The sequence below is a fragment of the Hypericibacter terrae genome, from assembly GCF_008728855.1.
Lineage (GTDB): Bacteria > Pseudomonadota > Alphaproteobacteria > Dongiales > Dongiaceae > Hypericibacter > Hypericibacter terrae.
This window is the reverse complement of record NZ_CP042906.1, coordinates 1,527,160-1,552,015: the sequence shown is the minus strand read 5'-3', so window position 1 is coordinate 1,552,015 and position 24,856 is coordinate 1,527,160. Positions and strand designations below refer to the sequence as shown.

Here is a 24,856-nt window from a genome sequence, read left to right as displayed (position 1 = left end):
GGAGTAACGGAAAGAGCTGTATCAATCCGGGAATATGAACGCGCCAGGTAGGCGACAACAGGGGAGAATGATCATGGGTAAAAGGACCAGATCGTGGCTTTCTAGCTAATCGACGATCGGAAAGGAGGTGGTAAGGATGGCAAAAAACGAGAAAACGTCAAAATCGGTCGCTTCGCTGGCCTCTCAGGCGCTTAAGAGTCCGAGTTCAGTGACCAATAAGCAGATTAAGACGTTGGCCGGATCGGTGCTCACTCAAGCGCCAGATCGCGGCACCAAGAAAAAGTAGGAGGCGAAATGAAGAGCCTCCAGAACTTAGGCGGGGCCCGCTCAAGGGTCCCGCCTTTTTCGTATCCATTTGAAGATAAAGCTCCTCGACAAAACCAGGCCCACTCATTCGGCCAGTAAAAAACCCCGTCGCGATAACCATCAAGAATCGCACTTGATCTGAGCCCTGCTTATGCCTTCTTAGAAGAAAAAGGGGTGCCTTCTCTAGTTGTGCATCTTGTGATGGAACTCGGGGGAGGATATGCAACCTTGCTCGGAAACACCAATTAGTCCGTACGTCATCGCAGCGCTAATCGTGCTATTCGGCACATTTTTTACTGTCTACATGACGCGCCGCACCAAGATATCTGAGTTTCGACAGGCTTGGATAAACTCGCTCCGAGATGACATTGCTGATTACGTCGCTGCCGCGGACTTGTGGATGAATAAATGAGTCCAGATCATGACCGCGAACTATAGTTCGGAGCAAGATGACTCTGATAAGGTCGTTAAGTTAAATTCCGAAGCAAAAGAGTTATCGAATAGAGCACGCAAGCTCTTGTGCCGTATTCAACTGCGCCTTAACCCACTCGATAATGAAAACAAGAAAGAAGATGACGAATTTCTTTCTGCACTCTCCGAATTAGTAAATCAAAGCACCGCCGATACGAGAGAGTCCGTTTCCATTGAAAGTGGAAGATCCTCGTCGGGGGATTTTACACGGCATTGGCGTACGCTTGAACAAGACGCAGTGACCAGAGGCCGAAAGCTATTGAAGCGGGAGTGGGAGGTTACCAAAGGCGGATGCAAACTGTGGTTGAGGAGAGTCCTAGCTGGTGTGCGTTCTTTTTCCAAGGGTGTCATTAGGTGACGACATGGGCGACATGTCTATCAGTTATCTTCAGGCAGAAACCCTCTTTCGTGAGGCGATTTCAGCTTTGAGTAGCCCGGGCGTCTACTTTAGTTCGGATGAGTATGAAACTTTGAAACGCCAAGCGGCGGAGGCTTTAACAGGCCTAGATACGCCGCTAGAGGGCTTTTTTGACATAGTCACAGGCTCTGCGGATGGCGGTCGTTTGGGCCACCCGGGCCTTGGCGCCGCTTTGTCGTTTCCTCGTCGGTTTCTGCGTGCATCATCCTTGAAGATGCTTCCAGGAGCCACTCAGACGGCGTCAAACAAACTCATCCGACAGCACTTCTATCTTGGCCTCATCAGCCATTTCTTGCTTCGAACATTTCCAACTCGTTCCGAAACTGGAAGGGTAGACGTAGCGGCATTGCTAGCGGAGTGGTTCCCTTCTTCTCTCGTCGCCAACGAATTGATGAGGCAGTATTCGAAAGACGCTAACGACCTACCACTGCGTATTTTCGAGTGGCATTTTGAGCGGGATACCAAACTTGTTGTTCGGGGAGTGTTTGGTTTTGGATTCTGGCGAACAGCAAAGGCAAAAAGCTTCTTCAGAAACATGTACTTCGCCGGCGCGCGGCTCGGCATGATGTTTGACCTTGCTACTCGCGCAGACGTCCAATTGAGGGACGTCTACTAAGCGATCACACAGGACGATGCTGATGGCCACAGCCAGCCCCTCGGCCTCGTTCGGCAGGACTGTGGATTTCTGCCCCGTCGTGCCCCTTCAACCGGACTCCGACTTCGCCGCTGAGCCACTGTCTCACACAGAAGCGCCAGACCTCGGCTAAACGCCAAATACAGAAACGGCCCGCCCTAACTCGGCGAGCTGTTCCCGTTTGGAGAGTTCGACAAAGAGAAAGCGACAGACTCGCGAGGGACGAGCCTGTCAGCTGATCAGGCCGCTTGCCGCTGCCGTTCCTCGATATGGCGGCCGAGCTCGGCATGGGCCGCCCCGATCGCCTGCTCGCGTGCCTCGGGACCGAAGGCCAGCTTCTCGGCGCGGATGAAGGTGACGTCCGTGATGCCGATGAAGCCCAACAGGGTCCGCAAGTGCGGCTCCTGGGAATCGTAGGACTGCGCCGGGCCTTCGCTGTAGAGACCGCCGCGGCTCTCGATCACGATCGCGCGCTTGCCGGTCACCAGGCCCTCGGGGCCCTTCTCCGTATAGCGGAAGGTGACGCCGGCGCGCAGCACGTGGTCGAACCAGGCCTTCAGTGTCGAGGCGATGCCGAAGTTGTACATCGGCGCGCCGATGATGACGGTGTCGGCCGCCTTCAGCTCGTCGATGAGCGTGTTGGAGAGCGCCTGCGTCGCGGCCTGGGCCGCATTGGCGGGCTCGCCGCCGCGAATGGCTGTTGCGGCGTCGGTGGTCAGATGCGGGACCGGCGTCTCGCCCAGATCGCGGGTGACGACGCGCAGGCCCGGATCCTGGGCGCGCAGATGGGCAACGGCCTTTTCCGCCAGTTGCCGGGAAACCGACGCGCCGCCCAAGGCGCTGCTGTTGACGACGAGAACGGTGGACATGGAGTGAACCCCTTCAGGCAGGAAGCTTGTTGGCGATGAGCTGAAGGTAGTGGTTCACATTTCGCATCAGTATCCCCATAATCCGCATCTTACTGTTGCTCAATCAGGAACGTTTTCATGGCCGAGCTGGACGATCTCAAGGGCTTCGTCGAGGTGGTCGAAACCGGCGGATTCGGCCGGGCGGCCAAGCGGTTGGGGGTCTCGAAATCGATCATCAGCCGGCGCATCGCCCGGCTGGAGGCCGAGCTGGGGACCCGCCTCCTCAGCCGGACCACGCGCGGCGTCAGCCCGACCGAGGCGGGGCTGGAGTTCAAGACCCGGAGCCAGCGGATCCTGGCGGACCTCGAGGAGGCCCAGGATGCCGTCGCCAGCCGGGGCAGCGGGGTCATCGGCCAGCTTCGGCTGTCGGTCCCCGTCTCCTTCGGGACCCGCCATGTGACGCCAATCCTGGGCGAACTCGCCAAGCGCCATCCGCGGCTCGAGATCCTCGCCGAATATAGCGACCGTTTTGTCGATCTGATCGGCGAGCGCTTCGATGCCGCGATCCGGCTGGGCCAACTGAAGGATTCCACCCTGGTGGCCCGGCGGGTCGCGCCCATCTATGGCGCCGTGGTGGCGAGCCCCGCCTATCTCGCCGAGAAGGGACGCCCGCAGACGCCTCAGGATCTCGCCGCTCACGAATGCCTGATCTATACGGGCAGGACCGTGGCCGAATGGTCCTTTCGGGTCGGGAAGCGATGGGTGGCGGTCCGCCCCGCCGGGCGCCTTCGCTCGGACAGCGGCGAGGCCCTCCTGCAATGGGCGACCGCGGGGCTCGGCATCGGCGTGCTGCCGACCTTCATCATCTCGGAGGCGATCCAGAGCGGACGCCTCGAACCCCTGCTCACCGAGTTCCCGATGCCCGAGGCCGGCCTGTTCCTGGTGCGGCCGCCCGGCGCGCAGGTCTCCGGCAAGCTCCGCGTCCTGATCGATGCGCTGGTCGAACGCTTCGGCGGCGAGACAGAATGGGATCCCTGCCAGATGGCGGCGCGACGGCTGGCCGCCCAGCAAGCTGCCGCGTCCTCGGCGGAATGACCCCGGTCGGAAAGGCGTCCCCCCCGATGCAGAAACTCCTCGTCTTCCAATCGCTCTGGGCGATGGAGCGCCGCCGGCCCGACGGGCTGGAATGGCCGCTCGAGGAAAAGATCCGCATGATCGCCGAGGCCGGCTTCGACGGCGCCAGCATCGATTTCGGCGATCTCGCCTTCGCGCGCCAAGCCACGAGCCTGCTGCGCGAGCATGGCCTCACCTGGCAAATCGAGGCCTTCATCTCCACGGTCGAGGCGCTGAAGCCGATCCTCGAGGGCGCCCGCGAGCTGGGCGGAACCCATATCAACCTCTTGCCGGTGGTACGCCCCTACACGCTCGAGGAATGCGTACCCTATATCGAGGGCTGGCGGGCGCTGGCCGCCGAGGCTGGCGTCAAGCTCAACATCGAGACGCATCGCAACGAGATGACGACCGACCTCATCTTCACGCTGCATCTGCTCGATCGCTTTCCCAACCTGCGCCTCGAGGCCGACCTCTCCCATTTCCTGGTGGGGCGCGAGTTCTGGTATCCGATCTCGGAAGAGAACCACGCGCTCATCCATCGCATCCTCGACCATGCCTGGGGTCTGCAGGGACGCGTCGGCAGCCGCGAGCAGATTCAGATCCAGATCGACTTCCCGCAGCACCGCCATTGGGTCGAGCTGTTCCTGACCTGGTGGGACTATGGCATGCGGAGCTGGCGGCGCCGGGCGGGACCGGATGACAGCCTCACCTTCCTGTGCGAGCTTGGGCCCAAGGAATACGCGATCACGGGGGCGGACGGTTACGAGCTTTCCGACCGCTGGCTCGAGGCGCAAAAATTGAAGTCCATGGTGCGCGATCTCTGGGCGCGCATCGAGGCCGAAGAGGCCGGCGGGCCCGGCGATCGGGAAAGGACGCGATGACCAAAACCCTGCTGCCGGTCTCCTGGTATATCGATGCGGAGGCCTATCAGCGCGACCGCACGCACATCTTTGCGCGCAACTGGTCGCTGTTCGGGCCCGAAGCGGGTCTGCGCGAGGCGCGCTGCTGGCACGCCGATACGGTCAATGGCTGGCCGGTCTTCGTCGTTCGCGGCGATGACGGCGTCCTGCGCGGCTTCCACAATGTCTGCCGCCATCGCGCGGCGCGGCTGCTGACGGGCGAGACGGGCTCCTGCGCCCGCATCGTCTGCCCTTATCACGCCTGGACCTACGACCTGACCGGCGCCTTGCGCAAGGCGCCGAATTTCGGCGCCGAGGGCGAGCTCGATCTCGCCGGGCGCGGCCTGTTCCCGGTCCGGGTCGAATGCTGGAACGAACTGGTCTTCGTCTGCTTCGACGAGAGCGCGCCGGATCTCAGCAACTGGCTCGGCAGCCTGCCGGCCTTGTGCCACGAGTTTCCCAGGCCGGCCGACCTCGCCTTGAACGGCAGCTTCTCGGCCGAGGGCGACTGCAACTGGAAGGCCTATTGCGAGAACACCGTCGAGGGCTATCACCTGCCGCTGGTGCATAAGCGGCTGACCGCCGCGGTCGATCGCAGCCATACGCAGATCAAGGCCTATGACGAGGGCCGGCTGGTCGTGTTCCATGTCACCTATGCGGGCGAGGACAGCGCGCTGCGCGGCAACCAGGGCATCTGGTTCTACCGCTTTCCGGGTTTTCAGGGCGTGGCCGGTGCCCGCAGCTTCAAGGCCGAGCGCATCGAACCGCTCTCCCCCACCCGCATGAAACTCACCAACTGGTCCTGGTTCGCCGATCTTTCCGCCGAGGAGCGCGCCGATTCCACCGAATGGAACAAGCAGATCACGCGCGAGGATATGGGTGTCTGCGAGAGCGTACAGCGGAACTTCGAGGCCGGGGTCTATCAGTCGGGAGTGTTGTCGCCGCTGCAGGAAGGTCATCTCGCGCGGCTGCAGACGCTGATCGCCGAAGCGATCAACTGCGCCTAAAGAAGATTCGCGGCGATCGGCGGCTGTCATTTCACGAGATGAACAGCGGAACATGAGAATTCTCGGCAGGCTGCTGGTCGTCCTTCTTGTCATGGCGGCCATGCTTTTCGCCGCCGCGGGAACCTTCGACTACTGGCAAGCCTGGCTGTTCCTCGCCGCCTATGCCGCATCCTCCCTCGCGATCACTTTCTATCTCATGAGAAAGGACCCCGCGCTCCTGGAGCGACGGAAGCGGGGCGGCCCGACCGCCGAGAAGGAAGCGACCCAGAAGATCATCATGTCCATCGCGTCGCTGGCCTTCATCGGCCTGCTGATCGTCCCCGCCCTCGACCGTCGCTTTGCCTGGTCGCAGATGCCGTCCCCCATGGCGCTGGCCGGGCACGTGATTTTCCTGCTCGGCTGGGCCGCGATCTTCTTCGTCTTCAGAGAAAACAGCTTCGCTTCGGCCACGGTCGAGCTGGCGCCGGATCAAAGGGTCATCTCGACCGGTCCCTATGCGCTCGTACGGCACCCCATGTATGCCGGCGGTCTCGTCATGCTGCTCGGCATACCGATCGCGCTGGGTTCCTGGTGGGGCCTGCTCGTCATCGTCGCGATGATCCCGGCGCTGATCTGGCGGCTGATCGACGAGGAGAGATTCCTGGCGAGAAATCTTCCGGGCTATGCGGAGTACCAAAGAAGATTGCGCTATCGCCTGATACCCATGATCTGGTAGCGCGCCGAACCGGCTGTCGCCCCGAACATACCCCACCCTGCCCTCGCAACTTGCCGTGCAGCGTCGTCCTGGTGAGTCCTTTGGGCATCCGGGCTAGGACAGGGGTAGCCATTTCCTGGGATCATTGAGCTCATCTTCCGCGACAATCGGCCTGTCTTTCTTATCGACCTCGTTGTGCAGCACCCAGCGGACCGGGCTCTCGATTTCGCTGCTTGGACCAACAACGACATAGAGTTGGCCAGCATGAACGCCTGAGAGTTTCTTGTACCGGGTATTGATCATCGTCGTTGTCCTCCAGGTTGCGAGCGCCAAGGAACCTGACCAGCTCGACGTTCCACCGAACGGTGAGCCCTTCGGGGTTAGAGCCTTGCGGTTTGATACGCCCCCTGCCAAGGCGATGGCAAGGGACCCTCGTGCGGAGCTACAAGCGCACAACAAGAGGTGAACGCGAGCTAGTGGGCCCTGCGCCATTCCGATGGGGCCATGAACGAGCCGGCCCAGATCCCGCGCTTCCCCGCCTGCGCGGCATTCTCCTGCGGCACATAGTCGAGGCTGTAATGCCGGTACGCCACCGCCCAGCCATTGGCGACCATCCAGGCGTTCAAATCCTCCGACCCCAGATGACAAACCGCAACCGTGCGGCCGAAGCGGTCGACGCCGCGCGAGCGGCAAGACACCGTGCCGCCGGCGATGTGATCCACCAGGGCGACGGTCGCTTTCCAGCCGCAGTCGAAGACCCGGCCGGAGGCGTTCTTGCAAGTCTGCTGGCTCTCCGGTGCATCGATCCCGAAGAGCCGGATTCTCGAGCCTTGAATATTGATCGTGTCGCCGTTGATGACGCGAGGATAGCCGGAAGTGACTAAGTCCAGCGAAGCGTCGCTGGGCAGTTCTGGGGAAGAAGCCGGGCTGTTCCGGTCCGGTGCACTGTGGCTTACCGCAGCGCTTGCCAAGACGGCCACAGCCAACGTCAACCACGACAGTCGGAGCGAGGCGTCTTGGGATTCCCTCGGGACACCAGCGCCGCCATGCTGTGGCCAGAACATACGCATCGCGCGCAGAACAAAGAGCGCGGCGATCATCGCCAAGGTTGCAATGCGAGCGGTACTCACGGGCATCGCCTGTGCTCCCGGAACATTGCCGCTGTTCCTTGCCAAGAGCGTCAAATACGGGGGCGACCCTGCCCACGCCAAAAGAGCTCTGGCGGCGGCAAATATCTGCGTTTCCCGAGCCTGCGCCTGGTGTTGTTGACACTCCCTTAAGGACCCGAAGGTGGCGCCCGCCGCCTCATTCGGCGGGTTTCCCGTAGCCACTAGTGCGTCTCCTCATAGCGCCGTGATAAAGTGGCGCTCTCCAGTGGTTGCGAGCCCCACCCGGCAACCGCTCCAGCCGGAAGCAACCGGAGCAGTCATGGGGGTAACGAAATGGCTGAAGCCTTCGGATAGCGGGTCACGAATTGGTGACCGCCCGAGTGTGCAGGCCGACCCGACGACCCTTTCGGGGGAGGCTGATACGGCTAGGAGACTGAGCGAAGAGTCCGCCCGGCCGCTGTACCGGGGTCGTGGCGGCAGCATGTTCACAAGGGAAGCGTAGGCAACACGGGAAGCCCCAAAGCGTGGCTAGCGAGGACCAGGGTGAAATCGGCACGTGACTTGAGGCCTCATACGGTCGGCAGCCCTAACCCGATGCCCGTCATGTCGGACGCCGTGAATGGGCCCGGTGCTGCTCGCCTTCGCTTCACATCGTCCGTCAACCGCAGCCTCGAGCACCCGAGACGCGATCCGGTCGCCCGACCGCCGATCAGTTCCCTGCACAGCCGTGGCAGCGCTCACGTCGCTATGGATCGGGAGGATATGGCGTCACCCAGCCTACAGTATGATGATGCATATTGAGCATTGAGGACTCGCCGATTGCCATCCGCCGCTGGTACCAATTCTCAATCGCGGATCGTCCTGCTCGATAGCGGGCTCAGACAACGTACGGGTCATCACGCGCATTTCGCCTGCGGTCTGGCGCGGCTGTGTGTCAAGAACGGGTTTTCTCTCGCCACCCTGACGACGAAGAGCGTCGACCGAGCGCTGGCTGCCGAACTCGCCGATCACAGAGGAGTGTTTACTCGCGGTCTGTACGAGCCCGCGGCCGAAGGTGATCTTTTCGATCGGACTTGGAACGATTACCGCGCGGGCCAGCGCCTTTGTGCTGCAGACCTTGATCGGTCTGGGTTCGAGCCGCGGCCGTCGGATCTGTTCTGGATGCCGGTGACGCGCGCCCGTGAGGTCGCGGGTGTTGCCGACTGGCTGCTCAAGCTTGGCGTTCGTCCCCGTGTCGCAATCGGGTTTCAGGATCTCTATCATCCGGTGGAGCCCGGCAGCGTCCAGGGCCTGATCCACCGTCTTGCCGCGCGCCGCGTCGTTCAAGCTGTCGGCCAAGAGCAAGTCTTCGCCCATGCGACTAACCACCGGCTCGCCCAACGTCTGGCGGCGGCAATGAACTTCGGCATTCATCTGGTCCCGCAAACCCTCTTTTACGATCCGTCCGCTCCGGCCGCCGTACCACCGACCCTTCCCGCCGGCAATGGACCGCTAGTCGCCTGCCTGGGCGTGCCGCGACCGGAGAAGAGCGGCTTGCCGCTACCCGACATCGTCCACGAGGCATTGCGCCAACGCGCGGATCTGCGTTTCGTCATTCAAGTGAACGGGGCCAAAACAAACGCTGCCCTCATGGCACTCGAAAGGATGCCGCAGGTCCAGCTTGTCAAAGGCTGGCTCGATGACGGCGCCTTCGTTGCGCTGATCCAGGCCGCCGACATGCTGCTGCTGCCCTACCGGCGGGACCGCTACGCCGAACGCACGTCGGGCCCCTTCTCCTTCGCCGCCGCGTACGGGCGTCCTGCAATCGTGCCATCCGGCACCTGGATGGCCGAGAGGATCGCCCGCAAGCAGGCAGCAGGCATCGCCTATAAACGGGACGCAGCGGTGATCGACGCGCTCACCGTTGCTGCCGACAGGCTGCCCGATCTGCATTCACAGGCGGCCCGACTGGCCCAGCGGTGGCGCATCTGGGACGGCGAGGCGTTGCTGCGGGTCGTCAGACGATGGGCGGCTGGAGACGGCACGGGCGAGCTCCGGCGCGTCGATCCTAAGCCGCCTAGTGTATGAATCAGGAAGGCCGTACTTATGGGCGGGAGCGGATCAGGACGATTGCAGGCTTTCCCTGCAGCGGGGAGTAGGAGGGGCTGTCTGTGTCTCATTCGCCGCGGCGGCACCGCACCAATGCGCGATGCAGACGGCTTGCAACCAATACCGAGCACAAGAGCGCACGGGCCATTATCTCGATGCGTTCAGAATGGCGGCGCATGAGACCGTCAAAAGCAACAACGCTCATCCCGTCGTCCCAGGGACATACCAGATACGGTATGCCGCCATTGTTCTGAAATCCTTGCTTTAATAAGGCACATAACAAGCAGCAAGGAAGGCGTGGTCACAGGCGCGGATCTGGTTCATGCGGCCGGATGGCCGGGTCTTGACTCGGGCTCTATGGGAGTGCCGCACGGACCCGGCTCAGATTGACATCGCTGCTGAAGATTTCCGGCGAACCCGAACTTCTCGGAGTTCCGGGCCAATCCCCCGAATTGGAAGGAGAGCCGGCAAGAAGGGGCCGGCGGCCTTTGCCCCTGCCCCATCCCACCGGCTCTCTCTCCTTAGAGCGTAGGGTGGCGACGCCGCAGCCTAATGCGCCACGATCACCATCCAGCCCACGCCGAACTTGTCCTGCAGCATGCCGAAGCGCGGCGAGAAGAAGGTCTTGGTCAGCGGCATACGCACCTGGCCGCCTTCGGCCAGGGCATTGAACCGCTTGTCGGCCTCGGCCTCGGTCGGCACCGTGAGCGTCAGGGAGAAGCCCTCAAAGGCCGCCTTCTGCTGGCAGCCGCCGTCCGTGGCCATCACGACCGAGTCGCCGATTTTCATCGCGGCATGCATCACCTTGTTCTCCGAGCCGGGCGGGACCATGCCCGGCGGCGTGGGCTCCGGGTTATCCTTGAAGCGCATCAGCATCGTGGTCTCGGCGCCGACGGCGCGGCGATAGAACTCGATCGCCTCTTCGCAGCGGCCATCGAACATCAGATAGGGTTGAACGAGCATGGTGTCTCCTTGTCTGGGTTGGAAGTGGTTGACGTCGTCGATGTCTGGAAGGCGTTGTCGGTGCGGCAAGGTCGGCTGCCGCCCATCCCTGTTGTTATTGTTGCGTCCGGAAGGACGAAGCGAAGGCGGTGGCGCCCGGGCCTATGACGCGGGCGCCGTTTCCACCAGGGTCTTGAGCTGCGCCAGCCCCTGCTCGAACTGGCCGCCCACCATCTTGTCCATGTTCATGAACAGCCCCACGGCCTTGAACATGAAATTGTTGTGGCCGGTCATGCTCCAGGTGATGGCGGTCTGCCCGCCCTGGGGCGCGAGGCTGAATTCGGCCATGTTGGTCGCGGCGAAAGGCTTCAGGAAATCGAGCCGGATCTGGACCCACTCGTTGGGCCGGCTCTCGGTGATCGTGGCCTTGCCCTCGCCGACATGCTTGTTGCCGGCCCACTCATAGATGGCGCCGACGCCGGTGGGAGCGCCGCTATAGGTCCGTTTCAGCGCCGGGTCGATCTTGTCGTAGGGCGACCAGGCCTCCCATTTGTGGAAATCGTTCACCTGGGCGAACACGGCGCTGGCAGGTGCCGCGATCGTGGTCGTTCGCGCGATACGGAAATCCGAGGGTTGCAGGGCGACAACCACGACGAAAATGGCCAGGACGACGGCGAGGCCGATCAGGATCTTTATGAACATGGAAAAACAACTCCGGGGAAGAGAGAGAACAACGGGCAATGGCGAACAAGCTCGTCAGGAATGGCAGCAGGAAGGCGATTGCCGGTCGTCATACTTGCGTGATGACGGCCCCAATCCATGCCGTGTCCGAGATCGGGCATTCACGGGCGCGAGACGACGTCCGGTCATCCCGCCTTGTCGAGACGCGCGCGCATTTCCGACACCGGGTCGGTCTGCGCGTCGCAGCAGGAGTCGCTGTTGGCAGCGGCATGGGGCGGGGCGTCATAGCGGTCGTGATGGCGCACCCAGTCCATGCCTTCCTTCTCGTTGCGGCCCTTCGGCGTCATATCGAGAAAATGATGCGCGCCCAGCAGGATGTCGCCGCCGCGCGCATAGGCCGAATAGGTATGGAAGATCGTACCCGACGGATCCTTGTAGAAGACGCTGAGGCCGGGCAGCTCGTCGAACATGTAGTCTATGGTCTCGAAGTTATAGACGACCTTGCCCTTGGCCCTCTCGGCGTCGGTGAAGGAAACGTGATAATCGAAATTGAAATCGCTTCCTTCCGACGAGACCCATTTGAAGCGCCAGCCCATGCGCTTCTTGAAGGCCTCGATCTTGGGCCAGGGTGCCCGCGAGACCGCCATCAGCGTCACGTCGTGATGCTTGAGATGCAGATTGGGACCGTCCATGTGATCGGCCATGAAGGAGCAGGAGGGACAGCCCTGCGGCCAGTCCGGACCGAACATGAAATGATAGACGATGAGCTGGCTGCGGCCGGCGAAGAGATCGGACAGCGTCTGCTTTCCGCGGGAGCCTTCGAAGACATAGCCCTTCTCGACCTTGACCCAGGGAAGCTGCCGGCGCTCGGCGGCGAGCTCGTCCTGCCGCCGGGTCAGCTCTTTCTCCTTCGCCAGATGCGCCTTGCGCGCGATCAGCCATTCCTGCTCCGAGACGATCTTGTGCGGTTGCATGTCGAATCTCCCTGGTGGGTCAAGGCCGGTCGGCCAGATGACGTTCGAGATGGTCGATGCTCTGATTCCAGCCCTCTTTCATGCCGTTGAGCATCGCGCCGGCGACATCGCCCGCCCCTCGTGCCGTCGTCCTCAAGACGAACGCCGTTTCGCCCGCCGCCTCCGACAAGGTGACGTCGATGACAGCTTCCAGCCGCGGCATCTGCTGCGCGTCATAGGCGGTCGCGACGATGACCAGCCGTTCCGGCATGACGACTTCGCGATAGCGGCCGCGCATCCAGTAGTCGCCCTTATCCGCCCAGCGCATGCAGAGATTGAACGCGCCATCGGGCCGCGGATCGGCGTCGCAGGCGGGGATCGTAAATCCGTCGGGCGCCCACCATTGCGCGATGCGCCGGGCATCGGTCCAGGCCGCGAAGACCTGCTCGCGCGGGGCCGCGAATACCCTGGTGAGCGTGATCGTCCGCTCAGTGGGCTTCGCGGCGGCGGCGTTTCCTGCCTTTACGGGCATGTTTCTTCTCTTTGCTGTCGAGTTCGCGCAAGTAGGCATCGAGCCGGTCGAGACGCGCTTCCCAGAAGCGCCGGTAGCGATCGACCCAGTCGGCCACCTCCCGCAGTGGGGCGGCTTCGATCCGGCAGGGCCGCCATTGCGCCTCGCGGCTGCGCGCGATCAGACCGGCGCGCTCCAACACCTTGAGATGCCTGGAAACCGCGGGAAGGCTGATCTCGAAGGGCTCGGCCAGCTCGGACACCGAGCTCTCGCCCAACGCCAGCCGCGCCAGGATCGCGCGGCGCGTCGGATCGGCCAGGGCCGCAAAGGTGGCGCTCAGCGGGTCGGCGGTCATCGTTATTACACCACATTGTTAATTAACCTAATTGTTAAATACTGTTTGCCGCCAGCCGTCAAGACGTCGCTGTTGAGAAATAGGCGACAGGCCGGCCGAAGGCGCGGGTCATCACCGAAATCACACAGGTATGGAAGCCTAGGCCTCGACGATCACCCTGAATCCGCCATACGACATCCGCTTCGGGTCGAACGGCATGCCCTCCGGCATCGCCATAAGCCGCGGATCCTTCATCACCTTCGCCACCACGCGATCGCGATGGGCGCGCGATTTATAGACGACCCAGGAGAAGACGACGGTCTCGCCGCGCCTGGCCTTGGTCACGCGCGTGAACGGCAACGCCATCTTCACCGGGAGATCGTCGCCCACGCATTCCCGATATTCGAGCGCGCCATGCTCGCGCCAGACCTTGCCGGCCCGCTTCGCCATGCGGCGATAGACCGCCAGGTTCTTCTTCGGGATCGGCAGCAGAAATCCATCGACATAGGCCATCGGGGTCCCCAGAAAATTTGATTGGAATCAGGAAAGCGCCATCAGATCGCTGCGCAGCCGATCGGGGCTCGAAGCGCCGAGCAGGCGGTCGATCGCGGCGTGGGTCCGCTTCCAGATCGGAACGGCCGCGGCCAGGAGCGATCGGCCGGCCGAGGTCAGGGCCATGCGACGGCTGCGCCTGTCGGCCTCGTCGACGGTGACCGTCACCAGCCCCCGCCGCTCCAGCGGCTTGAGATTGGCCGTCAGCGTGGTGCGGTCCATCGCCAGCAGATGCGCCACGCTGCCGATGCTGGGCGGCTCGGGGCGATTGAGCGACATCAGCAGCGAGAACTGGCCGTTGGTCAGGGCCAGCGGCCGCAAGGCTTCGTCGAACCGCCGCGCCACCGCCCGCGCCGCCCGCTGTACATGCAGGCAGAGGCAGGTATCGCGGACGAGATGCGTGATTTCGTAAGGGACATCGTCGCGTTTCGACATGACCCCATTATGTTGATATCAACCTATCTGTCAAGCTGACGGCGGCGCTAGGGCCCGCGGCCGGGAAACCGCAGGTTTTCATGCAGGAAACAGGCTCATCCCCTTGGATTCCCGCGCGATCTTGCCGCAGCCCCCTCGCCTTCCCCAGCGCGCGGCCCGATATATGCTCCGCGTATCCGTGCCGCCGGGCTTTACGGCGCCGTCCTTGAAGGGGAATCTGTCGCCTTGAAGCGTGGCCTCCTCCTTGCCGGACTGGTGATCGCCGCCGCGGTCTTCGTGACGAGCGTTGCCGTGCTGCTGCTCGAATGGCGGGCCCACGAGACCGGCCAGACGACGGCGGCCGATATCGGTGGCCCCTTCAGCCTGACCGATCAGGATGGGAAGAAGGTCACGGATGCCGACTATGCCGGCCAGTGGAAACTGGTGTTTTTCGGATTCACTTATTGCCCCGAGGTCTGCCCGACGACCTTGAACCGCATCTCGCTGACGCTGAAGGCGTTGGGCCCTCTCGCCGACAAGCTGCATCCGCTCTTCATCACGGTCGACCCCGAGCGCGATACGCCCGACGTGATGAAGAGCTACGTGAGCGCCTTCGACAAGCGGATCACCGGCCTCACCGGCACGCCTGCCGAGATCGACGCCGTCGCCAAAGCCTATCACGCCTTCTATCAGAAGGTGCCGCAAGGCAACGACTACACGATGGACCACAGCACGCTGATCTATGTGATGCGGCCCGACGGACGCTACGAAACGCTGCTGCGTTACGACGACAGCCCGGCCGAGATGGCCGAAAAATTGAAGCCGCTGCTGCAGCAGGGCTGACCCCAGGCGCGACCGCCGCTGGCGCCTCGACCCTTCAGGAACGGGATCGAACCCATGATTCTCAGAGACATGCTCGGCGGGTTTCTCGCCCTCTTCATTGCCGTCGCGAGCGCCGGCCAGACCCATCACTACAAGCTGGGGCCGCTGCAGATCGACGACCCCTGGTCGCGCGCCACGGTGAGCGCGGCACCCAATGGTGTCGTCTATCTCACCATCAAGAACACCAGCACCGCACCGGACAAGTTGATCGACGTCGCTTCACCCGTCTCGGACCAGGCTCAGGTCCATGACATGAAGGTGGAGGGCGACGTCTCGCAGATGTGGCTGGTCGGCAGCGTCGAGCTTCCGCCGGGCCGCACCGTGACGTTGGCGCCCAACGGCCTCCATATCATGCTGCTCGGCCTCAAGAAGCCGCTCGAGGCGGCCCAGACCTTCCCCGTGACGCTCACCTTCGAGAAAGCCGGCAGCATCACCATCGACGTGCCGGTCGAGCCCTTGGGCGCGACGGGGCCGTCGCAGGGGAGTTAGGACGCAACTCGCGCGTCATCGGAAGCCCCTCCCCCTGCCCCCTCCCGCAAGGGCAATTATATACTTGGCAAAGGCAACGAATCGGTCCACAATTGAGGCATGGATTGGTCTGGTGGCCCGAAGACCGGCCTTGTTGCCGACCTGGTCGACGCTTTCCTTGCCGCGCCCAAGCGAGTCGCGGCGGAAGCCGCGTGGCAGCAGGGTAACCGTCCCGCCGAGTTCCGGGCGCTTTGGCCCATTTTGGTCGAGGATAGCCTCGTCGGCGCCTCTATGCAGGCGACGGCCATTCCGAATTCGCCCGAGCCCCAGTTCACAATAACTCTCAACATCCCAGACTGCGTATGGCGGCTCGATTTTGAGCCTTCTTGGAAGCGCCACGCTAACCCCATGTGGGCGGCGCCGGCCCTTGGCGATTTCGTAGTAAATGGGCCGCATTTTCATGCTTGGGCGGACAATAGCAGCATGGCTTCCCTGACCCAGGTTCCCGAATTGCTATGCGCTCGGGCCCTGCCGGCCACCGTTAAGACATGGAAGCAGGCATTGCGTTGGTTCTGCGCTGAGACCAGAATCGAGTTGGCGAAAACACAAATGATCGAATATCCGCCAAGGGAAGGCCTGATATGAGCGCGCTGACAGAGATTCGATCTGCATTGTCAGTCTTCGGAGACTTTGCGAAGACAGAGGACGGTTATGCTGTTGCGACTCAGCATGTCTATCCGTCTGGCAGCTTCGTTACCGCGTACATTCAGTCGGCGATGAGTGAGTCGGTTATTGTCACGGATGGCGGTGGCGCGGTGGATTGCCTGTCATCACACGGCCTAGTTATCGAAAATCTGAAACGCGCGTTTCCTCCCTCTCTTGTGACTCGCGGCCTCAAGATGACGAATGGCATTCTGCTGACTCAACCGATCCCGGTGGCCGCGTTGCCGTCCGCCATTCCGTTGCTCAGTCGCGCCTCAGTATCTATCGCGGAACATGGCTTGAAGGTGTTCCGACCGAAGCGACGGCGCGACCTGGAGCAAGAGATTTTCAATACCCTGAGCATCTTCATTGGCAGAGACAGAATTCTGCGCGAGAAGAGGCTCGTTGGCGCCAGCAATCGCCCCTACACGTTCGATTTTGTCGCTCCGATCGGAGACGACAAACAGCTGGTGGTGGACGCGGTGTCGCCGGAAGCCAATTCAATGAACGCCAAGGTGGTTTCCCACATTGACGTCGCTAGGGCGATGGGTGACTCGATCCAGCATCGTCTCGTTTATGACGATGAAGATGCTTGGGATTCATCGGATCTGGCGCTATTACAAATGGCGGCGGTCACTGTGCCGCTTTCTGGCTTGCGCAGCGAGATGTCCAGAATGTCGAGCATTCATTGATGCAAGAGAAAAAGCGTCCGCCCGAGAAGGACGAACGCTTTATGGAGACGGTCCGCAATATGCTGGCGTCTCCGCCCAAGCCGCATGTGCCCGCATCAAAGGTACGCGCAAACAAAGGCAAGAAAGAGAAACCAAAGTGATTCCCAATTCCCAGCCTGAGCCAACGGATGAGATTAGTAGTCCACGTTGAAAATGGGAGTGTTGGCGGGAAGTGCGGGGAACTCGATTTCTTGGATGATCCCTTTCTCTTTGGCAAAAGCTGCGCCCTTAACGACGGGCTCATTCATGAGCTTGAGTTGCTCGAAGTCCGTCTCCGTAAGAAGCGTTTGGCTCTTCAGAATTTCAAAGGCCTGCCCTCGGGCGGAGTCTAGTATTTGCGTGTAGTCTGATAGCTGCGACCGCGTTGCGCGCGAAGTATCAAATGTCCAGTCAAATTGGTGAAAGTGAAAACACCCGTTGGGGGTGCTAATGCGATTAGACCCGGCCAAGAATGGGATTACGGCGATAGAGGCGATGAATCCCATATTCACCGTGGTGACTGCCATCGGCAGCATTCGTATCAGGCTATAGAGAGAAATCCCGTCGTCGAGGGAACCTCCCGCGCTGTTCATCAGCAGATAAAGTTTGTCATACTTTCTTGCCCCATCGGGTTTCGCCTCATTCACCATTTGGCAGAGTGCGTTTCTGAAACGAATGGTGGCCGGGTGAGAAATCGGACCATGAAAAATGACGGCGACAGCAGCCATATCCCCCTCCTTGGTTGTGAGGGATGCAGGCTACCGCAACCCAGCGTTGGGGTCGAATCATCGCTAAAGCCGCCCACCTAAGGCTTTGCGCCAGCGCAGAAAGCGCCGCACTCTTTGCTTAAGCGTTGTCGGTTTTGTCAGGTCGACGATAAGTCAGGCGCTTCCCCTCGATGCCCTTAAGGGCTTTCACAGCGCGCTCATCATCGCTGACACCGAGGCCTGAGCGTTCGTTGTAGCGGAAATCGAATTCCGCCAGATAGCGCTTCAAGTGCTGCTGGCTGACATGGTGATAGGTTCCAGTGATCCCGCGCTTGAGGATCGAGAAATAGTTCTCGACCGTGTTGGAGTGCGCCTCACCGCGGACATATTCGCCAGCACCGTGATTGACCGTCTCGTGCTTCGCGAACTCTTTGCCCGGATGGTAGTACTGACCGGCTTCGTCAGTCATCAGGAACGATTTGCGGTCGATCTGAGCCACAAGGATCGGGCGCAGGGTCTTGGCATTGACCTCGGGAACGTGGTGCGAGCGGACAGATCCGCCGCGCTCGACCAGCGAGAACACGACCTCTTTGCCCTTGCCGCCGATGTTGCCCTTGGTCCGCTTGTTGCGGTGCTTGTTCTTTTCTTTGCCCCCAACGTAGGTTTCGTCGGCTTCCACGGTTTTGCCAGTGCCGCCCAGCGGTCCGGAGAAATGGCCCTCGCGCATTGCCTCGCGGATACGATGAGCCATGAACCAAGCGGTTTTGTAGGTAATGCCGAGCATGCGATGCAGCTGATGGGCGCTCATGCCCTTCTTGGAAGCGCAAAGCAGATGGGTCGCCAGCAACCACTTATGCAGGGGAATGTGGGAACGCTCAAAAACGGTCCCGACCGTTACCGAGAACTGCCCCTCACAGCTATTGCACTGAAAGAGCCCCGGACGATGCGCCTTACCCTCAAGCTTGCGGATATTCTCAAGCGCGCCGCAATGCGGGCAAATGGGACCATCCGGCCAGCGGGTGGCTTCAAGGAATTCGCGGGCTTTGTCGGCGTCTTGGAAGATCGGGTTCTGAAGATCGGCGGTCATGGGAAGCTCCTATGACCAACAATCTGGGCCCGAGGGCTTCCTTTGTCAAGTATATAATTGCCCCCGCAAGGGGGAGGGGGCGTGGATTATTTCGGACTCGACCTGACGTTTGAACTCGGTCGCAGCTCAAAAGTAGAGCGAAGCGATCATATGAACTTAGGGGGTAGCGGGAGGGGCGCATTGCGCTCGCTGTTCGCGCTTATCGCGCCCGTCAGATCGACCGCAGCATCCCGCCGTCGCAGGCGATGGCCTGGCCGGTGATGTAGCCGGCGGGCTCGGAGGCAAGGAAGCAGGCGAGTGCCGCGAACTCCTCGGGCTTGCCGATGCGGCCGAGCGGTACGGTCTTCGCCACCTCCTCCGCCTTGAAACCCGCCTCCTTCAACCGCTCCGTCAGCGTATAGCCCGGCATCAGCGCGTTGACGGTGATGCCGTCGGGGCCGATCTCGCGGCTCAGCGCATTGGCCATCCCATGCAGGCCCGCGCGCAACGCGTTCGACATCATCAGGTTCGGGAGGGGCTCGCGCGCCGCGATCGAGGTGACGAGCAGGATCCGGCCCCAGCCCTGCGCCCGCATGCCCGGCAGGGCCGCCCGGATCGGCGACACCGCGCTGAGCCAAAGCTGCTCGAAACCGGCGCGCCATTGCGCATCGTCGATCTTGTCGAAGGTCGCGGGCGACGGCCCGCCGGTGTTGACCAGCAGGATGTCGATGGTCCCACCCAGGCGCCGGGCTGCCTCCTCGACCAGCTTGGCCCCGGCACCGGCCTGGGAGAGATCGCAAGGAATGCCGACGGCGCCGATCTCCCGCGCGGTCCGTTCGAGCCGCACCGGGTCGCGCGCACAGATCGCCGTCGCGACTCCCTCGGCCAGCAGCGCTTCCGCCACCGCACGGCCCAGCCCGCGCGAGGCGCCCATCACCAGGGCGCGACGCCCTTTGATCCGATAATCCACGATTTCGTTCCCTTTCTCAGCGCACCGTCACGTCGACATGGCCGAGGCCCGACACGTCGAAATCATAGCGCTCAGGCCCGGCGGGAAAGCGCGTGGTCACGAGGCTGCCGGTCATCACGAATTGACCGGCCTTGAGACCGATATCCAATTCCGCCAGGTGATTGGCGAGCCAGGTCAGCGGCTCGAAGGGATGGCCCAGCACGTCGGCGCCCGTGCCCCGGCCGATCTCGGCGCCATCGCGACGCACGACGCCTTCGACCGGCGCCAGCTCCGGCCAGCTCGTCTTGAATTCGCCGAAGACCACGCCGGCGTTCCAGCTGTTGTCGGCGACGAGCGAGCGGACATCGAGCCCGGCATAATCGGCGCTGCGGTCGTCCACCACCTCGAAGGCGGGACAGACGGCATCGACCGCATCGGCGATCCGCTCGCGGTCATAGGGTGCGTCACCGGGCGGCAGGTCGCGCCCGAACCGCGCGCAGATCTCGAACTCGAGCCCGAGATGAACATGCTCGGCCAGCGCCAGCGTGGTGCCGCTGCGATGGATCCGGTCGGCCAGCACCGCGCCGGCGATCGGATGATCGATCCCGCACATATGCTGCATGCGCTTGGTGGTGAGGCCGATCTTGTAGCCGGCGATCGCGGCGCCGCTCTCGGCCCGCATCAGATCGACGAAACGACCCTGCACCTCGTAAGCGGCTTCGAGATCGTCGACCGGCCAGGCCGGCGACAGAGTCCCGAATTTCTCGCGCTGCCGGTGCTGGCGCATCAATTCCCGCGCGATCCGGTCCAGATCCTTCGGCATGCCGCCCTCGTTCTCCAGTTTTGATCGATCGGCCCCGTCCCCTCGCCCCCGAGGCCCCGGACGCCGTTCCGGGGCAGACTAAACCCCTTCCCGGCCGGGCCGACAAGGCGCGAAAGAGCGCCGGCGGACGGTCTGGAAGCCCGGCGGTCAAGCCGCTATGCTCCGCCCCCTGTTTCGCGCCTCACTCGACCCCTAGGGAGACCCTGGCCATGACCGGACGCATCGACAAGATTCTCGCCGACAAGAAGATCGAGCTGCCCAAGGCGGCGGCACCCGTGGCCAACTATGTCCCGGTCGTAATCGCCAACGGCTTCGCCTATCTCGCCGGCCAGGTCACGGTGTGGAACGGGGACTTCAAGTTCATCGGCAAGCTCGGCAAGGATTTCGCGGTCGAGCAGGGCCAGCAGGCGGCGCGGATCTGCGGCCTCAATGTCATCGCCCAGCTCAAGGCGGCGCTCGGCGGCGATCTCGACCGGGTGAAGCGCGTGGTGCGTCTCGGCGTGTTCGTGAATTCGACCGACGATTTCTACGACCAGCCGAAGGTCGCCAACGGCGTCTCGGACCTGATGGTCGAGGTGTTCGGCGATGCCGGCAAGCATGCCCGCTCGGCCGTCGGCGTGAACACGCTGCCGCTCAATGTGGCGGTCGAGGTCGACGCGATCTTCGAGATCGCCTGACCGCCAGGCCCGACGCGGCTCGCGGAAGGCTGGCCTTGCACAGTCCGGTCCTGATCGGCGCCAGCGGCGGTTCCGGCACGCGCGTCATGCGCGATGTGCTGGCCGCTGCCGGCTTCTATATGGGCTATGACACCCTGGGGACCGGGGATTCGGTCGAGCTGGCCGATTTCTTCGATCGCCAGGTCGCGCCGGTTCTCGCGGCGACGCGCCGGCTGGATTACGAGCTCGATCAAGTCCCCGCGGCGCTGCGAGACCGCGTGCGGCACGATCTCGAAGCCACGCTCGCGAGCTATCTCCAGCACCATTCCGGCATCGGCGGCGCCTGGGGGTTGAAGGGGCCGCGCACGCTCTTCATGTTGCCCTTCTTCCATGAGCAGCTGCCCGAGCTCGTCTTCGTGCAGATGATCCGCGACGGCCGCGACATGGCGCTCTCCGGCAATCAGGGCCAGTTGCGCCGATATCATCAGCCGCTCCATGGCGAGACCCTGCCGCAGGATCTGGCCGTGCCGGCGGCACGGCTCTGGGCCAAGGCCAATCTCGAAGCGGAGGATTGGTGCCGGCGTCATATTCCCGGGCGCCATTTCCTGTTGCGCTACGAGGACCTCTGCGGAGATCCCCGGAGGACGCTCGGGGCGCTGTTCGAGTTCCTGGGCGCGCGCCTGCCGCCCGATCTGCTGGGGCGAATGGCCGGCGCGATCAAGCCGTCGGCCGGCATCGGACGCTGGCGCCAGATCGACCCCGCGAAGGCGCGTGCCATCGCCGAGGCCGCAGCGCCCGCCCTCGCCCGGTTCGGCTATCGCTGACAAGGCGGTAATGGGTGGGATCGTTCTATCCCACGGGCGGTCCCTGAGTTGGAGTAATCGCTTCGCTTGATGCTTGGAGCAACCCCTCCCCCTACCCCCTCCGGAGGGCGCGTGAACTGTCTTAGACCTCACGGTTTTGAGTTGCTCTCTTTCGCGCCGCCGCACCGCTCAAGAGAATTTTTCGAGCCCCCTCCCCTTGCGGGAGGGGATAGGGGGAGGGGTCAGCGACAACATATATCTTCATCGCCAAAGGGAACGCCGCTCTTGCCTGCACCGCTTATCCACTTGCCCAACCCTCCTTCCCTCGAGGTCTCCCCATGATCCGCTCCCGTTCTTCCCACGTGATAATGACATTGCTCGCCCTCGGCCTCGCCATCGGCACGGCCCAGGCCGCCACGAGCCAGTCCAGCGACCTGGTGGGCGCCGATGGCGGCACCATCGGCAAGATCACCGTGACCGATGCGCCCCACGGCGTGCTGCTGCGCATCACCGCCAAGGGCCTGACGCCCGGCTGGCATGGGGTGCATTTCCACGAGAAGGCCGATTGCTCGGCCCCGACCTTCAAGAGCGCGGGCGCCCATGTCCACAGCATGACGCCGGTGACGCATGGGCTGCTCAATCCGCAGGCCAATGACGATGGCGACCTGCCGAACCTCTATGTCGCGGCCGACGGCAGCGTGACGGTCGAGCTCTATTCGACCCTGGTCTCGCTGAAGGGTGCGGGCGAGCGCCCGGCACTGCTCGACGCCGACGGCTCGTCGGTCGTGATCCATGCCAATCCCGACGACTATATGACCCAGCCGATCGGCGGCGCCGGCGACCGCGTGGCCTGCGCGCCGATCAAATGAGCGGGATGGGCTGAGGCTGCGATCTAGGAGATCGGTGGCTCGTTGCAGGCCGTGGGGAGCGGAACCGCGCCCTCCGCCGACCCGGCGCGATTGCCCGCCCGCATCAATCGGCCGATCAGGTCGTTTTTCCACGCCTTCAGGCCGAAGCCGTTGAGGAAGTCGGCGCCGCTGTCGCTGAGTTCGTCCGGCCGGTCTGCCAGATCCAGCGCCCGTTGCCATTGCTGCACTGCCTGGTTGGTCTGCCCCATCTGCCAGAACGCATCGCCGAGATGCGCCTGCACCTCGGGATGGCCGGGGTCATGCATCGCCGCATCGCAGAGATAATGCAACGCCTCGGGATAGCGCCCGAGCCGATAGAGCGCCCATCCATAGGAGTCCAGATAAGCCGGCTCGTTGGGCACCGCGCTCAGGACATCCTGGAGCATCGCCAGGGCCTGATCGATGTTCCGGCCGGAATCGATCCAGCTATAAGCGAGATTGTTCTTGGCATTGACGACGCCGGCATCGGTCGCGCGTTGATACCAATATTCGGCAAGATCGTGGTTCTGCGGCAGCCCGAGGCCGAAATCATAGGCATAGCCGAGCGCATCCTGCGCCTCGGCGAAACCCGCTTGGGCCGCGGTCGAGAAATGCCGGGCGGCGGCCGCCTGATCGCGCGGCGCGCCCCGGCCGTCGGCATCCATCAGCCCCAGGCCGAAATTCGCTTCGGGATCGCCTTCGCCCGCCAGCGATTCGAACAGAGCCCGCGCCTTCGCGTCGTCGCCGGCGCTGTAGGCGGCCCAGGCATCGCCCAGCTGATCCTCGCGCGACTGCGCGACCGCCGGCCCGGCCGCGAGCGTACAAGCCAGCAGCAAGGCCGCCATCAGACCGACCGGTATGCGCCATCGGACAGGGCTCATGGGACGGGGGAAATCATATCACGGCCGCTGGGGCGGAAATGCGGCAGGATTTTCGGGGCAAACGGGCGCCAGATCGGGGTTGTCGGAAGCGCCGCGGCGCCCCATCCTTTGAAGCAGATGTCCAATTCCCCTGGCGGCCCATCCTCTCATGGCAGATGACGGCGAACGGATCGAGGCGCGGCTGCTCGGGCGGATCGCGGACGTCCCTGCGCCCGAGTGGGATGCCTGCGCCGGCGCCGACAATCCCTTCGTCTCGCACCGGTTCCTGAACGCCCTCGAAGAGAGCGGCTCGGTCGGCGGCGACAGCGGCTGGATTCCGCGACATCTGCTGATCGAGGACGCCGCCGGCAAGGTGCGGGCGGCCGCGCCGCTCTATCTGAAAGCCCACTCCTATGGCGAATATGTCTTCGACCATGGCTGGGCCGAAGCCTATGAGCGCGCCGGCGGCCAGTATTATCCCAAGCTGCAGCTCTCGGTGCCCTTCACGCCGGTCCCGGGGCCCCGCCTGCTGCTGCGCCCCGCCGAGGACGCGCCCCGCTATCGCGACGTCCTCGCCGCCACGCTGGTGGCCGCGGCCGAGCAGCTCAAGGTCTCGTCCCTGCATGCCACCTTCCTGCCGGCGGAGGATGCGGCGGCGCTCGCCGAGGTCGGATGCCTGCTGCGGCACGGCTACCAGTTCCACTGGCAGAACCGCGGCTATCGCAGCTTCGAGGAATTCCTGGGCGATCTCTCCTCGCGCAAGCGCAAGGCGATCCGGCGCGAGCGCCGCGAGGTTGCCGAGGCCGGCGTGACGCTCCGAGCCCTCACCGGCCGCGACATCCAGGAGAAGCACTGGGACGCTTTCTTCCGCCATTATCAGGCGATCAGCGACCGCAAATGGGGCACGCCCTATCTGACGCGTTCCTTCTTCAGCCTGCTCGGCGAGCGCATGGCGGACCAGGTGCTGCTGGTGCTGGCGGAAGCCGGCGGACGCTTTGTCGCGGGCGCGCTCAATCTCATCGGCCGCGAGCGGCTCTATGGCCGAAATTGGGGCGCCACGCAGGAGATCCCCTTCCTCCATTTCGAGGCCTGCTATTACCAGGCGATCGAGTTCGCCATCGCGCGCGGGCTCCAGGTGGTCGAGGCGGGCGCGCAAGGTGAGCACAAGGTGCAGCGCGGCTATCTCCCGGTCGAGACCGTGAGCGCCCACTGGATCGCCGACCGGGGTTTGCGCGCCGCCGTTGCGAATTTCCTGAAGCGCGAAACGGCCGCTGTGCGCGCCGAGATCGGCATGCTCGCGGCGGACAGCCCGTTCAAGCAGGAAGGGTGCGGCGAGTAGGCGTCGCCGCTCTATCCTGAAGCAACCCCT

Annotated in this window: 31 protein-coding genes; 16 read left to right on the top strand and 15 right to left on the bottom strand. The window is 63.1% G+C overall.

Features of this window, described 5'->3' with window-relative positions:
- The first annotated feature begins 136 nt into the window (after positions 1–136).
- From FRZ44_RS26995 to FRZ44_RS07140, 3 genes are all read left to right on the top strand, one after another.
- A complete protein-coding gene (locus tag FRZ44_RS26995) occupies positions 137–286 on the top strand; it encodes a hypothetical protein (RefSeq protein WP_191908456.1) in 150 nt (49 codons plus the stop codon).
- Between the two features lie 441 nt (positions 287–727).
- Positions 728–1,135, top strand: a complete 408-nt coding sequence (locus FRZ44_RS07145) for a hypothetical protein (protein ID WP_151176541.1) — start codon at positions 728–730, stop codon at positions 1,133–1,135.
- Between the two features lie 4 nt (positions 1,136–1,139).
- On the top strand, positions 1,140–1,811 hold the full coding sequence (locus FRZ44_RS07140) for a hypothetical protein (protein ID WP_151176540.1): 672 nt from the start codon (positions 1,140–1,142) through the stop codon (positions 1,809–1,811).
- 257 nt (positions 1,812–2,068) lie between these two features.
- On the opposite strand, the gene FRZ44_RS07135 is transcribed toward FRZ44_RS07140, so the two are convergent.
- Positions 2,069–2,698: an FMN-dependent NADH-azoreductase gene (locus tag FRZ44_RS07135; protein ID WP_151176539.1), complete on the bottom strand. Its 630-nt coding sequence runs from the start codon at positions 2,696–2,698 to the stop codon at positions 2,069–2,071.
- Positions 2,699–2,815: 117 nt separating this feature from the next.
- Here FRZ44_RS07135 and FRZ44_RS07130 point away from each other — a divergent pair, with 117 nt between their 5' ends.
- Genes FRZ44_RS07130 through FRZ44_RS07115 form a run of 4 tightly spaced genes read left to right on the top strand, consistent with a single transcriptional unit; the run spans position 2,816 to position 6,411 of the window.
- Complete coding sequence (locus FRZ44_RS07130; protein WP_151176538.1) at positions 2,816–3,772, top strand: LysR family transcriptional regulator; 957 nt, start codon at positions 2,816–2,818, stop codon at positions 3,770–3,772.
- Between the two features lie 26 nt (positions 3,773–3,798).
- The gene (locus FRZ44_RS07125; RefSeq protein ID WP_151176537.1) at positions 3,799–4,671 is read left to right on the top strand and encodes a sugar phosphate isomerase/epimerase family protein; all 873 of its coding nucleotides are present in this window, start codon (positions 3,799–3,801) and stop codon (positions 4,669–4,671) included.
- The gene (locus FRZ44_RS07120) at positions 4,668–5,696 is read left to right on the top strand and encodes an aromatic ring-hydroxylating oxygenase subunit alpha (protein WP_151176536.1); all 1,029 of its coding nucleotides are present in this window, start codon (positions 4,668–4,670) and stop codon (positions 5,694–5,696) included. Before FRZ44_RS07125 ends, FRZ44_RS07120 begins: the two co-directional genes overlap by 4 nt.
- Positions 5,697–5,748: 52 nt before the next feature.
- A complete protein-coding gene (locus FRZ44_RS07115) occupies positions 5,749–6,411 on the top strand; it encodes a methyltransferase family protein (protein WP_151176535.1) in 663 nt (220 codons plus the stop codon).
- 93 nt (positions 6,412–6,504) lie between these two features.
- On the opposite strand, the gene FRZ44_RS07110 is transcribed toward FRZ44_RS07115, so the two are convergent.
- The gene (locus FRZ44_RS07110) at positions 6,505–6,693 is read right to left on the bottom strand and encodes a hypothetical protein (RefSeq protein ID WP_151176534.1); all 189 of its coding nucleotides are present in this window, start codon (positions 6,691–6,693) and stop codon (positions 6,505–6,507) included.
- A 170-nt stretch (positions 6,694–6,863) separates the two neighbouring features.
- A complete protein-coding gene (locus tag FRZ44_RS07105) occupies positions 6,864–7,526 on the bottom strand; it encodes a thermonuclease family protein (RefSeq protein WP_225308582.1) in 663 nt (220 codons plus the stop codon).
- Between the two features lie 792 nt (positions 7,527–8,318).
- Between FRZ44_RS07105 and FRZ44_RS07100 the strand changes: the two genes are divergently transcribed.
- Entirely contained in the window at positions 8,319–9,566 is a 1,248-nt protein-coding gene (locus tag FRZ44_RS07100; protein ID WP_151176533.1) for a glycosyltransferase family protein, read from the top strand.
- Positions 9,567–10,136: 570 nt separating this feature from the next.
- Here the strand turns inward: FRZ44_RS07100 and FRZ44_RS07095 are convergent.
- From FRZ44_RS07095 to FRZ44_RS07065, 7 genes are all read right to left on the bottom strand, one after another.
- On the bottom strand, positions 10,137–10,550 hold the full coding sequence (locus tag FRZ44_RS07095; protein ID WP_151176532.1) for a VOC family protein: 414 nt from the start codon (positions 10,548–10,550) through the stop codon (positions 10,137–10,139).
- Between the two features lie 141 nt (positions 10,551–10,691).
- The gene (locus FRZ44_RS07090) at positions 10,692–11,231 is read right to left on the bottom strand and encodes an SRPBCC family protein (RefSeq protein ID WP_151176531.1); all 540 of its coding nucleotides are present in this window, start codon (positions 11,229–11,231) and stop codon (positions 10,692–10,694) included.
- Between the two features lie 164 nt (positions 11,232–11,395).
- The gene (locus tag FRZ44_RS07085; protein ID WP_151176530.1) at positions 11,396–12,184 is read right to left on the bottom strand and encodes a DUF899 domain-containing protein; all 789 of its coding nucleotides are present in this window, start codon (positions 12,182–12,184) and stop codon (positions 11,396–11,398) included.
- A 19-nt stretch (positions 12,185–12,203) separates the two neighbouring features.
- Positions 12,204–12,695, bottom strand: a complete 492-nt coding sequence (locus FRZ44_RS07080) for an SRPBCC family protein (protein ID WP_191908455.1) — start codon at positions 12,693–12,695, stop codon at positions 12,204–12,206.
- Positions 12,652–13,029 carry an ArsR/SmtB family transcription factor gene (locus FRZ44_RS07075; RefSeq protein ID WP_151176528.1) on the bottom strand — a complete coding sequence of 126 codons (378 nt, stop codon included), beginning with the start codon at positions 13,027–13,029 and terminating at the stop codon, positions 12,652–12,654. The genes FRZ44_RS07080 and FRZ44_RS07075 overlap by 44 nt, the downstream gene beginning before the upstream one ends.
- A 138-nt stretch (positions 13,030–13,167) precedes the next feature.
- On the bottom strand, positions 13,168–13,521 hold the full coding sequence (locus FRZ44_RS07070) for a DUF1428 domain-containing protein (RefSeq protein ID WP_151176527.1): 354 nt from the start codon (positions 13,519–13,521) through the stop codon (positions 13,168–13,170).
- Positions 13,522–13,548: 27 nt separating this feature from the next.
- Positions 13,549–13,995 (bottom strand): MarR family winged helix-turn-helix transcriptional regulator, encoded by a 447-nt coding sequence (locus FRZ44_RS07065; RefSeq protein WP_151176526.1) that lies wholly within the window; start codon positions 13,993–13,995, stop codon positions 13,549–13,551.
- A gap of 225 nt (positions 13,996–14,220) precedes the next feature.
- Between FRZ44_RS07065 and FRZ44_RS07060 the strand changes: the two genes are divergently transcribed.
- The 4 genes from FRZ44_RS07060 to FRZ44_RS07045 all read left to right on the top strand — a co-directional run bounded on the left by FRZ44_RS07060 (position 14,221) and on the right by FRZ44_RS07045 (position 16,718).
- Positions 14,221–14,817 (top strand): SCO family protein, encoded by a 597-nt coding sequence (locus FRZ44_RS07060; protein WP_225308581.1) that lies wholly within the window; start codon positions 14,221–14,223, stop codon positions 14,815–14,817.
- Between the two features lie 54 nt (positions 14,818–14,871).
- Entirely contained in the window at positions 14,872–15,345 is a 474-nt protein-coding gene (locus tag FRZ44_RS07055) for a copper chaperone PCu(A)C (RefSeq protein WP_151176524.1), read from the top strand.
- A gap of 99 nt (positions 15,346–15,444) precedes the next feature.
- Positions 15,445–15,969 carry a hypothetical protein gene (locus FRZ44_RS07050; RefSeq protein ID WP_151176523.1) on the top strand — a complete coding sequence of 175 codons (525 nt, stop codon included), beginning with the start codon at positions 15,445–15,447 and terminating at the stop codon, positions 15,967–15,969.
- On the top strand, positions 15,966–16,718 hold the full coding sequence (locus FRZ44_RS07045; RefSeq protein WP_151176522.1) for a hypothetical protein: 753 nt from the start codon (positions 15,966–15,968) through the stop codon (positions 16,716–16,718). Before FRZ44_RS07050 ends, FRZ44_RS07045 begins: the two co-directional genes overlap by 4 nt.
- Before the next feature lie 173 nt (positions 16,719–16,891).
- Here FRZ44_RS07045 and FRZ44_RS07040 read toward each other — a convergent pair whose 3' ends face one another.
- The 4 genes from FRZ44_RS07040 to FRZ44_RS07025 form a co-directional block, all read right to left on the bottom strand.
- Positions 16,892–17,464 (bottom strand): ATP-dependent Clp protease proteolytic subunit, encoded by a 573-nt coding sequence (locus tag FRZ44_RS07040; protein ID WP_151176521.1) that lies wholly within the window; start codon positions 17,462–17,464, stop codon positions 16,892–16,894.
- A 118-nt stretch (positions 17,465–17,582) separates the two neighbouring features.
- Positions 17,583–18,530: an IS1595 family transposase gene (locus FRZ44_RS07035; protein ID WP_151176520.1), complete on the bottom strand. Its 948-nt coding sequence runs from the start codon at positions 18,528–18,530 to the stop codon at positions 17,583–17,585.
- A 211-nt stretch (positions 18,531–18,741) separates the two neighbouring features.
- The gene (locus FRZ44_RS07030; RefSeq protein ID WP_151176519.1) at positions 18,742–19,479 is read right to left on the bottom strand and encodes an SDR family oxidoreductase; all 738 of its coding nucleotides are present in this window, start codon (positions 19,477–19,479) and stop codon (positions 18,742–18,744) included.
- Positions 19,480–19,495: 16 nt separating this feature from the next.
- Positions 19,496–20,281, bottom strand: coding sequence for a 2-keto-4-pentenoate hydratase (locus FRZ44_RS07025; protein WP_151176518.1), 786 nt, complete (start codon positions 20,279–20,281; stop codon positions 19,496–19,498).
- A 209-nt stretch (positions 20,282–20,490) separates the two neighbouring features.
- Here FRZ44_RS07025 and FRZ44_RS07020 point away from each other — a divergent pair, with 209 nt between their 5' ends.
- The 3 genes from FRZ44_RS07020 to sodC all read left to right on the top strand — a co-directional run bounded on the left by FRZ44_RS07020 (position 20,491) and on the right by sodC (position 22,609).
- Positions 20,491–20,958, top strand: a complete 468-nt coding sequence (locus FRZ44_RS07020; protein ID WP_151176517.1) for a RidA family protein — start codon at positions 20,491–20,493, stop codon at positions 20,956–20,958.
- A 35-nt stretch (positions 20,959–20,993) separates the two neighbouring features.
- Positions 20,994–21,761: a sulfotransferase family protein gene (locus FRZ44_RS07015; RefSeq protein ID WP_151176516.1), complete on the top strand. Its 768-nt coding sequence runs from the start codon at positions 20,994–20,996 to the stop codon at positions 21,759–21,761.
- Positions 21,762–22,108: 347 nt separating this feature from the next.
- Positions 22,109–22,609: a superoxide dismutase[Cu-Zn] gene (gene sodC, locus FRZ44_RS07010; RefSeq protein WP_225308580.1), complete on the top strand. Its 501-nt coding sequence runs from the start codon at positions 22,109–22,111 to the stop codon at positions 22,607–22,609.
- Positions 22,610–22,632: 23 nt separating this feature from the next.
- On the opposite strand, the gene FRZ44_RS07005 is transcribed toward sodC, so the two are convergent.
- Complete coding sequence (locus FRZ44_RS07005; protein ID WP_151176514.1) at positions 22,633–23,508, bottom strand: tetratricopeptide repeat protein; 876 nt, start codon at positions 23,506–23,508, stop codon at positions 22,633–22,635.
- A 148-nt stretch (positions 23,509–23,656) separates the two neighbouring features.
- Here FRZ44_RS07005 and FRZ44_RS07000 point away from each other — a divergent pair, with 148 nt between their 5' ends.
- Complete coding sequence (locus tag FRZ44_RS07000) at positions 23,657–24,826, top strand: GNAT family N-acetyltransferase (protein ID WP_151176513.1); 1,170 nt, start codon at positions 23,657–23,659, stop codon at positions 24,824–24,826.
- The last annotated feature ends 30 nt before the right edge of the window (positions 24,827–24,856 follow it).

Coding starts and splice junctions, on each gene's coding strand:
- FRZ44_RS26995 (WP_191908456.1), top strand. CDS start 137: ATGGCAAAAAACGAGAAAACGTCAAAATCGGTCGCTTCGCTGGCCTCT.
- FRZ44_RS07145 (WP_151176541.1), top strand. CDS start 728: ATGACCGCGAACTATAGTTCGGAGCAAGATGACTCTGATAAGGTCGTT.
- FRZ44_RS07140 (WP_151176540.1), top strand. CDS start 1,140: ATGGGCGACATGTCTATCAGTTATCTTCAGGCAGAAACCCTCTTTCGT.
- FRZ44_RS07135 (WP_151176539.1), bottom strand. CDS start 2,698: ATGTCCACCGTTCTCGTCGTCAACAGCAGCGCCTTGGGCGGCGCGTCG.
- FRZ44_RS07130 (WP_151176538.1), top strand. CDS start 2,816: ATGGCCGAGCTGGACGATCTCAAGGGCTTCGTCGAGGTGGTCGAAACC.
- FRZ44_RS07125 (WP_151176537.1), top strand. CDS start 3,799: ATGCAGAAACTCCTCGTCTTCCAATCGCTCTGGGCGATGGAGCGCCGC.
- FRZ44_RS07120 (WP_151176536.1), top strand. CDS start 4,668: ATGACCAAAACCCTGCTGCCGGTCTCCTGGTATATCGATGCGGAGGCC.
- FRZ44_RS07115 (WP_151176535.1), top strand. CDS start 5,749: ATGAGAATTCTCGGCAGGCTGCTGGTCGTCCTTCTTGTCATGGCGGCC.
- FRZ44_RS07110 (WP_151176534.1), bottom strand. CDS start 6,693: ATGATCAATACCCGGTACAAGAAACTCTCAGGCGTTCATGCTGGCCAA.
- FRZ44_RS07105 (WP_225308582.1), bottom strand. CDS start 7,526: ATGCCCGTGAGTACCGCTCGCATTGCAACCTTGGCGATGATCGCCGCG.
- FRZ44_RS07095 (WP_151176532.1), bottom strand. CDS start 10,550: ATGCTCGTTCAACCCTATCTGATGTTCGATGGCCGCTGCGAAGAGGCG.
- FRZ44_RS07090 (WP_151176531.1), bottom strand. CDS start 11,231: ATGTTCATAAAGATCCTGATCGGCCTCGCCGTCGTCCTGGCCATTTTC.
- FRZ44_RS07085 (WP_151176530.1), bottom strand. CDS start 12,184: ATGCAACCGCACAAGATCGTCTCGGAGCAGGAATGGCTGATCGCGCGC.
- FRZ44_RS07080 (WP_191908455.1), bottom strand. CDS start 12,695: ATGCCCGTAAAGGCAGGAAACGCCGCCGCCGCGAAGCCCACTGAGCGG.
- FRZ44_RS07075 (WP_151176528.1), bottom strand. CDS start 13,029: ATGACCGCCGACCCGCTGAGCGCCACCTTTGCGGCCCTGGCCGATCCG.
- FRZ44_RS07070 (WP_151176527.1), bottom strand. CDS start 13,521: ATGGCCTATGTCGATGGATTTCTGCTGCCGATCCCGAAGAAGAACCTG.
- FRZ44_RS07065 (WP_151176526.1), bottom strand. CDS start 13,995: ATGTCGAAACGCGACGATGTCCCTTACGAAATCACGCATCTCGTCCGC.
- FRZ44_RS07055 (WP_151176524.1), top strand. CDS start 14,872: ATGATTCTCAGAGACATGCTCGGCGGGTTTCTCGCCCTCTTCATTGCC.
- FRZ44_RS07050 (WP_151176523.1), top strand. CDS start 15,445: ATGGATTGGTCTGGTGGCCCGAAGACCGGCCTTGTTGCCGACCTGGTC.
- FRZ44_RS07045 (WP_151176522.1), top strand. CDS start 15,966: ATGAGCGCGCTGACAGAGATTCGATCTGCATTGTCAGTCTTCGGAGAC.
- FRZ44_RS07040 (WP_151176521.1), bottom strand. CDS start 17,464: ATGGCTGCTGTCGCCGTCATTTTTCATGGTCCGATTTCTCACCCGGCC.
- FRZ44_RS07035 (WP_151176520.1), bottom strand. CDS start 18,530: ATGACCGCCGATCTTCAGAACCCGATCTTCCAAGACGCCGACAAAGCC.
- FRZ44_RS07025 (WP_151176518.1), bottom strand. CDS start 20,281: ATGCCGAAGGATCTGGACCGGATCGCGCGGGAATTGATGCGCCAGCAC.
- FRZ44_RS07020 (WP_151176517.1), top strand. CDS start 20,491: ATGACCGGACGCATCGACAAGATTCTCGCCGACAAGAAGATCGAGCTG.
- sodC (WP_225308580.1), top strand. CDS start 22,109: ATGACATTGCTCGCCCTCGGCCTCGCCATCGGCACGGCCCAGGCCGCC.
- FRZ44_RS07005 (WP_151176514.1), bottom strand. CDS start 23,508: ATGAGCCCTGTCCGATGGCGCATACCGGTCGGTCTGATGGCGGCCTTG.
- FRZ44_RS07000 (WP_151176513.1), top strand. CDS start 23,657: ATGGCAGATGACGGCGAACGGATCGAGGCGCGGCTGCTCGGGCGGATC.